Annotated in this window: 10 protein-coding genes and 1 tRNA gene; 6 read left to right on the top strand and 5 right to left on the bottom strand. The window is 37.8% G+C overall.

The genetic code is table 11. The features are described 5' to 3' along the window. Window positions 1-265 precede the first annotated feature (265 nt). The 3 genes from ACFE93_RS15220 to ACFE93_RS15210 all read right to left on the bottom strand — a co-directional run bounded on the left by ACFE93_RS15220 (window position 266) and on the right by ACFE93_RS15210 (window position 2,582). A complete protein-coding gene (locus tag ACFE93_RS15220) occupies window positions 266-1,075 on the bottom strand; it encodes a Nif3-like dinuclear metal center hexameric protein (RefSeq protein WP_375474082.1) in 810 nt (269 codons plus the stop codon). A 32-nt stretch (window positions 1,076-1,107) separates the two neighbouring features. Continuing rightward, the gene (locus ACFE93_RS15215) at window positions 1,108-1,857 is read right to left on the bottom strand and encodes a hypothetical protein (protein ID WP_375474081.1); all 750 of its coding nucleotides are present in this window, start codon (window positions 1,855-1,857) and stop codon (window positions 1,108-1,110) included. 311 nt (window positions 1,858-2,168) lie between these two features. Next, the gene (locus ACFE93_RS15210) at window positions 2,169-2,582 is read right to left on the bottom strand and encodes a secondary thiamine-phosphate synthase enzyme YjbQ (RefSeq protein WP_375474080.1); all 414 of its coding nucleotides are present in this window, start codon (window positions 2,580-2,582) and stop codon (window positions 2,169-2,171) included. A 579-nt stretch (window positions 2,583-3,161) separates the two neighbouring features. Here ACFE93_RS15210 and ACFE93_RS15205 point away from each other — a divergent pair. Beyond that, window positions 3,162-3,440, top strand: coding sequence for a class I SAM-dependent methyltransferase (locus ACFE93_RS15205; RefSeq protein WP_375474079.1), 279 nt, complete (start codon window positions 3,162-3,164; stop codon window positions 3,438-3,440). 167 nt (window positions 3,441-3,607) lie between these two features. Here ACFE93_RS15205 and ACFE93_RS15200 read toward each other — a convergent pair whose 3' ends face one another. Together ACFE93_RS15200 and ACFE93_RS15195 are read right to left on the bottom strand one after the other, a co-directional pair. Continuing rightward, a complete protein-coding gene (locus ACFE93_RS15200; protein WP_375474078.1) occupies window positions 3,608-4,699 on the bottom strand; it encodes a glycosyl transferase in 1,092 nt (363 codons plus the stop codon). 78 nt (window positions 4,700-4,777) lie between these two features. Beyond that, the gene (locus tag ACFE93_RS15195) at window positions 4,778-5,971 is read right to left on the bottom strand and encodes an aminotransferase class V-fold PLP-dependent enzyme (RefSeq protein ID WP_375474077.1); all 1,194 of its coding nucleotides are present in this window, start codon (window positions 5,969-5,971) and stop codon (window positions 4,778-4,780) included. Window positions 5,972-6,341: 370 nt separating this feature from the next. Between ACFE93_RS15195 and ACFE93_RS15190 the strand changes: the two genes are divergently transcribed. The 5 genes from ACFE93_RS15190 (at window position 6,342) to ACFE93_RS15170 (ending at window position 12,965) form a co-directional block, all read left to right on the top strand. Beyond that, complete coding sequence (locus tag ACFE93_RS15190; RefSeq protein ID WP_375474076.1) at window positions 6,342-7,802, top strand: TM0106 family RecB-like putative nuclease; 1,461 nt, start codon at window positions 6,342-6,344, stop codon at window positions 7,800-7,802. A gap of 242 nt (window positions 7,803-8,044) precedes the next feature. Beyond that, window positions 8,045-9,229 (top strand): esterase-like activity of phytase family protein, encoded by a 1,185-nt coding sequence (locus ACFE93_RS15185; protein WP_375474075.1) that lies wholly within the window; start codon window positions 8,045-8,047, stop codon window positions 9,227-9,229. Between the two features lie 297 nt (window positions 9,230-9,526). Further along, entirely contained in the window at window positions 9,527-11,155 is a 1,629-nt protein-coding gene (locus ACFE93_RS15180; RefSeq protein ID WP_375474074.1) for a serine/threonine protein kinase, read from the top strand. 100 nt (window positions 11,156-11,255) lie between these two features. After that, window positions 11,256-12,782 carry a serine/threonine protein kinase gene (locus tag ACFE93_RS15175; RefSeq protein ID WP_375474073.1) on the top strand — a complete coding sequence of 509 codons (1,527 nt, stop codon included), beginning with the start codon at window positions 11,256-11,258 and terminating at the stop codon, window positions 12,780-12,782. Window positions 12,783-12,891: 109 nt separating this feature from the next. Continuing rightward, window positions 12,892-12,965: transfer RNA gene (locus tag ACFE93_RS15170), tRNA-Asp, on the top strand. Window positions 12,966-13,007 lie beyond the last annotated feature (42 nt).

Raw genomic sequence — 13,007 nt, 5'->3', positions numbered from 1 at the left:
TTAGGGCAGAGTGAGCAAATTATTAGGTCTAGTGTGGAACATTTTCCTCTCTTGCTAATTGATATGAAACATTAATACTGTGTGATTAGTATTACGCTCAATCAGTGATTTATATCACAATATGAGTTTTCGATACTCTAAATATACACAGATAAAAGGGCACAGGAATTTTCAGCATCAATGTTGAAAGGCTGATACCTTAACAAAATTAAAATACAACAATTTTTTCAAAAAACATCGACAAAATATAATGAAACATCAGCAATCAAGCAAAAAACTGGCGGAAATCTTCATCTTTTTGACTTAATTGCACCCAGTCTAAGTTTAAAGATTGGAATTTTTGCACCAAGCGCTCGCAAGCCGGACGTTCGGTAGCGTAATGTCCAGCATCGATTAAAATGAGATTGCGTAGGCCCAGCCCGCCGTAGGCATCGCGGCTTTCTTGAAACTGATGGAATTTACAATCAGAAGTCAGATAAGCTTGGGCACCTGTTTTAGCGACGGCTGAAATGTAACTAGCCCCCGAACCACCCAAAACAGCAACTCGTGAAATTGTTTGCTGTAAATCAGCAGTTGGAGAAAAAATCAAATTAGGAGGAGAAAGTCGGGTTTGAATAGTTGTAAGTAATTCCTGTAATGTCAGAAATGGCTCTAGCAAACCAACACGGCCATATCCTAATCCTGCTTGTGTAAGTTCTATAGGAGTAACTTCTTTGAGTTCTAAAATCTGAGCTAATACGTCAGCAGTTCCATCTTGCACTTGGTCAAAATTCGTGTGAGCAGTGTAAATACCAATATTGTGAGTAAAGGCTAACCGTACCATTTCGGCGATCGCTTCACTAGTGCGTAAAGATTTGAGAGGATTAAAAATCAATGGGTGATGGGCGAATATCAGATTAGCATTTTCTGCGATCGCTTCCTGCATTACCGCCAAAGTCGGCGTCAAACACACCAATACCCGTGTTTTTTCCTGCAAAATACCTGGCTCAATTTGCCAGCCACAATTATCCCAGCTTTCACACCAAGCGGGATTTGCCCATGCTTCAAACCAAGTAATTAAATCAGCAATTTTCATAATTCTTTTCTTTAGCAATTAAAAATTGCTAATCAGCGTTTCTGTGGTTTAATATTTAATTTTAATGCTAATTGCTGGCGCATATCCTGAAAAGGTTTGTTCCATACAGGGCTAGCATTCCAGTTCCATGCTGCTACTGGAATAAGTTGTTCTTCAGCAAGATAAGTTAGCAGCCGATATTCATCTTCTGGTTCACGAGAAAAGGTGAAGGGGTTGCGGTAGCCTGTTTCACACAGTTTATAAGATACGATCTGACCATGATTAATACGTTGTAAAAGTTCCTTACCTTTGGCGAGCAAATAATCCAAAAATAACAGACCAAAAGGTTCTATATGTGCGCGTTTTTGTGGCTCTTTTTGTACCCATCTTGCCCAGTCAAATCCATACATAAAATCATGAACATAACGAAAGCGTATTTCCGTTTTATTTCCGAACATCTCTGTCAGACAAACCATCTTTTCACCAAAAACCTTTAAGAAAGGAATAGCGCCCTCATCTGCGTTTAAAGCCTGCCGAAGCATACTACTTACCAAAAAATCAAAATCCCAGAAGATGTTTTCTGGAAAATTTTGCAACTGAGTACGGACTATGTTTTCAATAGTTGCTTGAATGGTTGTGATAATTTGAATGTCGGTGTTTTGTTCTGCAATCAAATTTTCTAATTCTGCAAAGCTGGTAATTAATGTTTTTTGGGGATTAAGTGATAATAAATTAACAGACTGCCGGGTAAGGATTTCATCAATAAGTTGAAAAGTATGAGTTGGCGTTAGTTTTTGCTTCATAGTAATCGAAGTAGCCCAAGCAGGTTACATTAAGTGTTATTTTATATTAAAATAAATAAGTTATTAAACTTATATAAATAAACTTAACTTTTAAGTTTACAAACTGACATGAGATGCTCAGTATATGTCTAGTTAATTATCAATAAAGGAATTTTCCTATTCCAAGAGTGTAAAAATACTTAGTATAGTCTCCCAAAAGTTAAGATTTTGGGATTATTGATTATTGACTTTGGACAAGCTGCACAAAAAAATAGGACACTTGCGTAAGTCCTAATAAAATTTCACTACGGTTTCTAAATTTAAGAAATTTGCTATGCAGAAATGTGGACAACTAGTTCCCTAGAATGACTGCGTTGACGATGTTCCCAAATATAAATTCCCTGCCAAGTTCCTAATGCCAAATGACCACGATTAATAGGTATATGTTCAGAAGTATGGGTAAGTGCAGTACGAATGTGTGCCGGCATATCATCGGAACCTTCGGCATCATGAATGTATTTGCCTGATTCTGGCACAAGTTTTGCCATAAAGTTAGCTAAATCTACAAGTACATCAGGATCAGCATTTTCTTGGATTACTAAACTAGCTGAAGTGTGGCGCAAAAATAAAGTACAAAGGCCAGTTTCTACTCCCGATTCTGCAACTATAGCTTCAATTTTTGCGGTGATGTTTTGAAAAGATTTGCCAGTAGTAGAAATTTTGAGTAACTTTTGGTAGTGAGTCATGTGGAATCCTGAAATTAAGGTATTATAAGCATATTAAACAAATTGTTCTTGCGATCGCCACACTACTCAACCATTACCAAAATTAGGATCTGATCCAAATATCGTGTCCCTTGAGAATGTTTACTAAAAATGTTACAAAACTATATTTATTAAATTCGTAAAAAACTAATTGTTCCGATCAAAATTAATGATTTTTAGCAAAGTAAACCGTAATTATTAGAGTTACTAGTTACTGAAAATCTAACTGGTTATTATATCCTCAATAAATTATCAAAAATTATTGCATTAGCTTGACATAATGTTAATTAAACTCATCTGAAATTAAGTCTTAAATAACTAGTTGAAGCGACGGCGTACCCGCCCGCTGGAAGCGATAAGCGAAGCTTAAGCCTTCGGCAATAGCCTTCGGTAGTCGAGTACGCCATTGCATTCTGGCACTACGAAAACAGCGTCAATTGCGTACTATCCTTTAATGACAGTACTGTACTGAATGTGATTGACTTTAGTCTAAAGTCCAGTATAATTAATATCTACTTATAAGATTTCTTCGGTTCAAGTGCCGACTTTGACGAGGTTTCTATGAATATATACGCCGACAGAGCAAACTATTATGATTTATTATTTCAATATATTTGCACTGACTACCACGATGAGGTCGTTAAATCTCTGTTTCCTATAATTAGAGACTTTAATAACATAGTAGAGATAGGAGTAGGCACAGGTCTAATAGCAGAAAGAGTCTTAAAACTAAAACCGAATTGTAACTTTACAGGAATTGACATTTCTAAACAAATGTTAGATTTAGCAAAAAAGCGACTAGGAAATAAAATTAAATTAGTCGAATCTATCCAGAAGTAGGCGATTCGGGTAAAACCAGGGCGAACGCATCTAAATATAGATTATAGCAACTTTTAGGATTATCTATATTATTTTGAAATCTTTTTTAGTTTTTATTAGTAAATAAGATGCGTTTGTGGGGGTAAGTCCTGTTAATAATTCGCCAATCTCATCTATTCTGAGGAATATTATCTACTATTTTTAGTCTGGCAATAATTGATAACAGCTTGAGCGATCGCTTCATTACCATCCTTAGCAATTAGTTGAGATTGCTTTGGTAGTTGGGGTAACTCATGAAGAAAATTCCAAGTCCCTTGAAAAAACTCAGATGGGGTGATAATTTGATGCTGATTATAATCAGTTATACCTTCTACGATAAAAGTTGCTTCGGCAAAGTCTTCACGCGGTATGGTGACAATTGGTACTCCTAGTATTGTGGCTTCAGAAAAAGTACTGTAACCAGGTTTAGAAACTACTCGTCCACAAATAGGCATAAAATCTACAGGGCGGTATTTGTGGTCATTAATTTTCACTAAATTAGGTAAATCAGGGGCAGATTGATCGAATACGATAAATTGCCAATCTGGAAATCGCTGTAGGTTATCATAAGGAATTTGCTGTAAACCCAATCCGCCAAAGGTCAACAAAATGGTTTTTTCGACTGGTGCAGTTATTCCCCAAAGAGAACGTAAATCATCAGCAGAGTAACGGGGGGAACCGCCTGTTAAGCCGACATCTGTGATATTGTTAAAAGCTGGCATTGCTTCGTGGAAAGGGAGACGAAATAGGCGATCGCACTTTGAATACCAATCACTAATCCAATCTGCAACTGCGGTAAATTCACCTCCCCAATCTCGGTAGATAAAGTCCCAGCCAAAGTTACTCATCATCCAGCAGGGAATATTTGCAGCTTTGGCAAATCCGGGAGCCAGGAAGGGAATATCTGCCAAAATGAGATTAACGCGATTTTGACGGATAAAATTCACTTCTGAGGCAATCAGCGAATTTTGATGCTTCTTAATATCCAGCAACTTTTCTAAAGTCGCTACTTTATCCATTGTCAAACTATCCGTTTGAACCACACCCAAATCAAATGCACGGGGACGATAGATAAAATCGCCTTCTATATAGCACTCTAGCAGCCAACGTGGGGCAGTACTCACCACAATTAGCAGAACTTCTGGACATAATTTTTGAATAGTTGCGGCTATAGATGCCGTGCGGGTAGCATGACCAAAGCCGTGGTTTGTTATGGCTAAGTATAAGATTGGGCGTTCCATTTTCAAGTTAGGAGTTAGGAGTTATGAGTTAGGAGTTGAAATCATAATTTTTACACGCTAACTTACAACTCATAACTTTTAATTAATTTTGCAAAAACTTTGAATCGCTTCAATCAATTGGTCGATTTCCGATTCTAAAGTAAAGTAATGGACGCTAACGCGTATACAGCTAGGATCGGCAATTGTCCGAGTTAATATCCTTTGTGAGTCTAAAAATTGTACCAACTTCAAATGAGCTTGAGGCTGATTATTTGCAAGTTTGAAGGAGACTATACCGCTTTCGGGTGGGGAAGTTCGCAAACATTTAATATCGGATAACGCTATCAATTGTCGCCAGAGATACTCACTGTTATGGCAAATTTGCTCGTAACGTTCCTGTGACGTTCCCCATTGCTGATGAATTGCGATCGCTTCCTTTAACCCAAGATACAACGGATAAGCTAATGTAGATACTTCGTATCGTCGCCCATCTGGAAGCCAATCCACAGGTTGAGATTGACTATCTACAACAATGCCATTCAAACCAATAAACGTAGGTTTCAAGCTTTCTCGTGCTTCTGGTCGGACATACAAACCACCAGCACCCGCAGGGCCACATAACCATTTGTGACCAGTAAAAGCATAAAAATCTACTCCCAATTCACTTAAGTTTAAAGGCAATAAACCAGCAGATTGGGCAGCATCTATCAGTAAAAAAGAATGATTATTTCTGCATACTTCGGCAATTTTATCAAGAGGTAAAACTTGACCAGTATTCCAGAAAACATGACTCAATATTACTAGGCGGGTATTGGGGCGCAAGTGCTGGGCAATGATGGTTACAGGGTCGCCCTCATTTAAAGTCGCTTTTAGGGGACAAGTGGTAACTTCCACAGCGAATCTCCGCGAGATTTCCCCAGCTGTGGCAATCACGCCTGGATGTTCGCAGTCTGAAAGCAGTAGATGGTCGCCAGCACGCCACTCGATGCCCCACATGGCAATATTACAGCCAATAGTGACATTCTGGGTAAGAGTAATTGTTTGGCTTGGTGCATTTAACTCCAAAGCGATCGCTTCTCTTGCGGCTTGAGTCTGGGGTGCTATCCAGCTATACGCCTCATTACCAAAGGGGCCTATTTCTTGAACATAAGCTTGAGTTTGGGCGATCGCATCCATTGCCCTTTGGGGCATCGGTCCTTGTCCCCCATAGTTAAAATAAGCCTTATTCTTTAAAGCCGGAAATTGCTCTCGATGGTGATGCAGCTTGATTGGTGATGCTGAAATACTAGTCATAATTCACAAGGGATATCTGCTGTTTGTAGGCTATTGATATTCAGACGATCGCCAATCACAAAGATTGAATGCTCGAATTTGTAGATCAAGTAGGGATTCTGACCCTTTCTCCAGAGTGTGACACACTTACAGATCAGACACGGCTCATGTTGTTTTGTCATCTACCCTTGCAATAATGGATAAACTGTGATTTTTACTTTCTCTCAGTTGTAATTTGGCAGAAAAGCAAACGTTTGTGCTGTTTACGCCAATAGCTAGCTGTTGACAGTATAAAATAAACAACAAATTAAACGTAAACGCGATCGCCACTTCCAGATTTTAATTGCCAGAGTTACTCCCAGATTCTGCTAATTCTTGTTAACTTAAAAGGATGCTAATTAATGCTGAACTCCTACTGCAATATCAACGCTGTAAACGCCGACCTTTTCTAGATATCCACGGTGACAAAAGTCAGCGCGATGCTCCCAATGAGTTGCTACGGAAGTTGCAACAGGACAAAATCGCTCATCAGTTGAGTGTTATAGCACAGATGACTTATCATCAACCAGATTATTCTTATGGAAACTGGGAAAAGGGAGAGAAAGCAACTTTAGAATTGATGCAGCGAGGGGTTGAGTACATCTATAAAGGAGTACTGTTAGCAAATTATTCTGAAGCAGACACCCTGCTAAGTCGTCCAGATTTACTTGTAAAACAACCAGGACAATCCCATTTTGGAGATTGGATCTACGTTCCGGCTAGTATTGAACTGGGTAAGCGCCCTAAGCAAGAATATCAGGTTGTCGCTGCATTTCATGCCCAAGTGTTGACAACAGTGCAGGGAGTTGCACCTGAAACAGCTTTGCTCATATTGCGAACCAAAAATACAAATTATGCAGTCGATCTGTGCAAATGGACACCACGAATGCAGCAGATTTTGGATGAGTTTATTCAAGTTTTAGAGTTACCGAATCCGCCAGAGGTGTTTATCTCTCGCCAAAAGTGCAATTTTTGCCATTGGTATAGTGAATGTTATGCGATCGCTCAATCTGAAAAACATCTTTCATTGTTACCAGGTGTAACACCCCTTCGCTACACTCAACTCCAAGCCTTAAACATTACCACACTGGAATCTCTTGCTAACACCAGTCCCAGCAGCTTAGAAAACCTACTTGGTTTTGACAGTCAAGTAGCTCCTAAATTGGTAGTGCAAGCTCAATCTGCACTAGAAAAACAACCTCTAATTTTACCCTACCCGCTACCAACAAAAGATATTACATTCACAGCACCCATAGAGCTTTATTTTGATATTGAAGCCCAGCCAGACTTAGATTTAGATTATCTCTTAGGAGTTTTAGTCGTTAATAGACAAAATAATACAGAACAATTTTATTCCTTTTTAGCAGACAAACCAGCAGACGAAGAATTAGTTTGGCAGCAATTTTTGGATTTGGTTTGGCAATACCCCGAAGCGCCAATTTATCATTTTTGTGTCTACGAGTTTGATACAGTCAAACGGTTGGCAAAACTTTATGGCACTCCACACTCCTTAGTGCGTCCTGTACTGAATCGATTTGTGGATGTGTATGAGCAATTAACCCAAAGTGTAGCATTGCCCGTAGAAAGCTATGCCTTGAAAGCGATCGCTCGTTGGATAGGATTTGAGTGGCGTGACAAAGAAGCCAGTGGTGCCAAGTGTATTTACTGGTACGATCAATGGTTAGAAACAGGCGATCGCACCTTATTAGAAACTATCCAACGTTATAATGAAGATGATTGCCGCGCCACTCATCAAGTCAAAGAATGGCTTGTCAACTTTTTCCAAGATGAATATGGTTTGCGACTTGCTTAATGAGTACAGAGTACTCATACCATTTCTTTGTGAGACTGCACCAAACTTTTTAACTTCATTTCTTTGCGTCCTTCTCTACAAGACGCTGTGCGTAGCTTGCTTCTCCGTAGGAGTATACGATTCGTTTCTCTTTCTTGTACTTAATTTATAACATGGTTTAGCACATCTTCATTCAGAACTAGTATCACTACTGTTTCAGTGTTATCTTGTTGATGAATTTCAAAATTTAGCAATAGTTTTCCATGCAGTTCATTAAAAAAATCTTTGTATTCCCACGAATTATTTACTTTTTAATCCCGATTTTAATTATTAGCTTCATATTCACAAACTTTCCGTCAAATGGTATTGAAGTCAGTAGCATAGAATTTATCGGGGAAGCCACCTTACCGAAAGGTCTAATCTTTCAAAAAACTGAAGTTGGAGGTTTATCTGGAATTACATATAATGCAAAAAATAACCTTTATTACGCTATCTCCGACGATCGCGGACAAAAAGCTGCTGCTCGTTTCTACACCTTGAAAATCGACTTGAGCAAAAGTTCCCTACAAAAAGGTGGAATTATTCCAGTCAGCTTTACTAGCTTATTAAATGAAAATGGTCAAACATTTCGCCCTGGTGAAACTGATACAGAAGGTATTGCATTAACTAACAAAGCCACTGTATTTATTTCTTCTGAAGGCAATACAGAAAAATTAATTAATCCTTCTATTAAAGAATTTTCACTATCTTCTGGTAAAGAAATTGTTACACTTACCATACCAAACAAATTTTTACCAGATAAAACTAATCAAAAAGGTATCCGCAACAATTTGGCTTTTGAAAGCCTCACCATCACACCCGATAACAAGCATTTATTCACAGCCACTGAAAATGCTCTAATTCAAGATGGTGTCGCAGCTAAACCTAACATCGGTAGTCCTTGCCGAATTTTGCAATACAACTTGCTCAACAACCAGCTAGAAAGGGAATTTCTTTACCAAACTGAACCAGTTACACCATTTTTGAATCTAATCGGCAAATTCGCTAGTGGATTACCCGATTTACTTGCTCTCGATAATCAAGGACACTTCATAAGTTTAGAACGATCTTTCACTGGTTTAGGATTTGCTATTTCGCTGTTTCAAGTTTCTTTAGAAGGAGCCGATGATATTCATAATATTGATAGCCTTTTAGCAGTTGACTCCAAAAACATTAAACCAGTTAAGAAAAAACTGTTGTTAGATTTGAGAAAACTAGATGTACTGCTAGACAACATCGAAGGCTTAACTCTTGGCCCAAAACTACAGTATGGTCAACAATCATTAATTCTCATCAGTGATAATAATTTTAACTCCCTGCAACGCACCCAGATACTAGCCTTTAAAATTAAAATTGAAACTCCGCTAATTAGATTATTACGCCGTTTACTTCCGAATATTAACCTTTAACCGTATAGAGGTAAAAGTGCTATCGTGGCTTGACCTATTTAGTTATTTCTGATTATTCCTGTGTATTCACGGAATATACTAAGTAACTTTATCTAGCTTATTTATAGTTTACGTGTAATTTCTCAACCGTACTCCTTAATAAATATGTTACACAATGTTTAGTAGCTTTTGCAGAAAGCTTAAAGATATTTACAGCATATAATTAATGTTCTCAAAATTCGGATATGTCTTAGATTTAAATTTAATAATTAGCTAGACTTCTTAAATTATTTTGCCAATATTTTATAAATAATTTTTATGCCAGAAAATAAAATGGAGAGTATGGTAGGGCAAAAGGCAGAATTAGACGATTACATCGGACAATTTTTAAACAATCGCTATTTAATCAGAGATTTAATTGGCAAAGGAGGAATGGGTAGAGTTTATCTAGCGGAGGATACTGCTAAAGATGGTATGCCGATCGCAGTCAAAATCTTATCACTCAGTTTGGCAAATCAACAGATGTCCCAACGCTTTGCCAGAGAGATTTTTATTGGCGCTCAATTGGGTCGCAAAAGTAAACATATTGTTCGCATTTTAAGTTATGGTGTCACTGAGGATAAAACTCCATTTTATGTAATGGAATGCCTGCAAGGAAAAAATCTCAAACAAATTCTGAAAACTCAGCCTTTAACAATATCGAAGTTTTTAGAGATTTGTTATCAAATTTGTTTAGGCTTACAATGTGCCCACCGAGGTATCAGTCTTAAAGGAGAGATTTATCCGATTGTTCATAGGGATATCAAACCAGAAAATATATTTATTACTGAAGATAGTAAAAAAGCAGAAATTGTTAAAATACTAGATTTTGGTATTGCCAAGTTTTTAACAGAGCGAAGTGGGATGACTCTAACAGATTCTTTTATTGGGAGTTTACCCTACTGTTCTCCAGAACACATGGAAGGGCGCAAACTGCTAGATGTCCGCTCTGATATTTATAGTTTGGGAGTACTAATGTTTGAGATGTTAACAGGGAAACATCCATTTAAAACAAAAAGTAACTCCTTTGGTACTTGGTATCAAGCCCATCGCTTTCAAATGCCACCAACAGTTGAAGAAGTAAATCCACAAGTTAAAATCCCAGAAATATTACAAAAAATATTGATGAGTTGTTTAGCTAAAGAAGTTAGCGATCGCCCTCAAAATATTAACCAAATATTAGAAGGCTTAGAAAAAGTTAATGCTCAACTTAATGATGTTATTCTTAGCACTAGCACTAGTACCGATCTGATTAAAATCTCGCTTCCAGTTCAATTAGTACCCGCAACTTTATTATCAGAAAAAGAGTGTTTGCAGAAAAATTGGCCGAAAAATAAACCAATCGCATCAATTGGATTTCCCCATTTACTACAAACTACTCAAAAACCTATACCAACTTTTTGGGCAATGTTGCCCAAACAAGAAATTGCAAAATTTTTAGATAAAATACATAGTACTGAATTTATTAGTAAAATGAGTGTATACCCGATGTTACTGTGGGTAACAGTACTATATGATCCTCAAGCTTCTACGACTAAATGGCTACCTTATTTTCTGGATCTAAAAGATAATAAAGGTCAAAATATAGCACGTAGTTTAGCGGAAGTAGGTTACTATCATCTACTATTTTTTTCACTAGGAGATCCAACTCACTGCTCTCATGTAACAACTTTAAACCTCACGGCTAAACAGCGCCAACAACTTGTAGATTGGTTAGATATGAGTCAACAGTCAAATGAACTAATCTTGCCTAATCAAGCCAAAAATATTCTCAGAACAGAGTACGAGAAGCTGAAGTTAGACATATTACAAAATTTAGCCACACATCAAAAAATTGAGAAAGAAGGTTTAAAAAATTGGATGACTAAATTCTTGGAGATGTTTTTGAAACTTCTATTACGTCCTTGAAAGGTTGCTGTCAAATCAAAATCCTTGCCCCCATTACCTAATAATATCTTTATGTGTGTATTGCTAATTTTAAATAGATTTAGTGCCAGAGGTGAACAAAGTGAATCAAAGCCCATTTACATCTTCAAGTAGTACGGGCTTGCTTGCCAATCGTTATCAACTCAAGCAATTAATTGGCAGCGGTGGCATGGGTGAAGTTTTTTTAGCAAATGATGTTTTGTTAGGAGGTATACCAGTTGCTATCAAATTTTTGACTAAAACTGTTGTTAATAGCAAGATGCAACAAGACTTTGCTCGTGAAGCTTTAATGAGTGCAGCCTTGAGTCAAAAGAGCGTACATATAGTGCGAGCGTATGATTATGGTGTGAATGAGAAAGGAAAACCATACTACGTCATGGAATATTTATGTGGCAAGAGTTTAAAGGATTTAATTCCGCTACCTTTGCCTATGTTTTTGACTCTCTCTCGCCAAATTTGTTTGGGGTTACAGTGTGCCCATCAAGGTATTAACATTGATGGCAAAATTTGTCCGTTGGTTCATCGAGATATCAAGCCTGCGAATATATTAGTTATTCCCGATCCGATATTGAGTCAGTTAGTTAAAATTCTCGATTTTGGTATTGCTAGATTTTTGAATTATGCATCAACAGCTAGTACGAGTAGCGGATTTAATGGCACTTTACCCTACTGTTCTCCAGAACAATTAGATGGAGAAAAATTAGATAGTTGCTCTGATATTTATAGTTTGGGTGTGATGATGTTTGAGATGCTCACAGGCAAAAAACCTTGGCAACCAGAAACTGATTACTTTGGTGCTTGGTATAAAGCACATCACTTTGAAACACCAAAAACGATCGCAGATGTTAAACCTAGTCTTAAAATACCTCACAAGCTAAATAATTTAATTATGGCTTGTCTAGCTAAAAAAGCAAGCGATCGCCCTCAAAATATCGCTGAACTTTTACAAGTTTTAGACAGTCTAGAACAGTCTAATTATCCCACTTTTCCTACAAATTTGGCCTCTAAATCCATCCTTGGCAGTCCCTTAAATTCTGTATTACCAATCACTGTAGAACAAAGCTATCGGCAACTTTCATGGCCTCAAAATAAACCAATTCAAGAAATTGTTTTTCCCCAGCTTCTAGACACTCCACAAGGATCTATAACAGCGCTATGGTTGATGTTGTCTAAACAAGAAATCAAAAACTATGCGGTTTCTACCCGTTATAACCAGTTTGTCTTTGTGACATCCCCTCACCCAATGTTGTTGTGGGTAACTGTACTCTATAATCGGCAATTCGCTCCTAAGTGGCTACCGTGCTACTTAGATATGCAAAATCCCCAAAATCTGAGGATGGTAAGTTTCCTGGCTGAAAATGAACAATATCCTTTGATTTTCTTTACTCTGGAAGCACCACATTCTTGCATCAAGGTTCTCAGCAGTCGCATTGAGTCAACTCAGCGGCAAATGTTGAAAACTTGGGTGCAACAGAGCCATAGTCTACCACCCGCTTCTCAACCCCAATTGAGCAAACAGCTATTGAAACAGCAGTATAAACAAATGCAATCCCGAATATTGCAGCATCTGGAATCAGAGCCACAGGTTGTATTATCACGATCTTTTTAATGAATAATTCGCACCTGGGAGATACAGAGAAAAACAATTCTTAATTCCTAACTCCAAGACACTTGACAAGTAGAAAAAAAATAGTGATAATAGCAAAGTTGCCAAACAAGGGACTGTAGTTCAATTGGTTAGAGCACCGCCCTGTCACGGCGGAAGTTGCGGGTTCGAGCCCCGTCAGTCCCGTTATAAATTTATGAGTAGCATATCACCCAACTTAGATGATAT

Origin of the sequence: uncultured Nostoc sp., assembly GCF_964247315.1 — a bacterium.
Classification (GTDB): Bacteria; Cyanobacteriota; Cyanobacteriia; order Cyanobacteriales; family Nostocaceae; genus Nostoc.
This window is presented reverse-complemented; position numbering and strand designations above follow the sequence as displayed.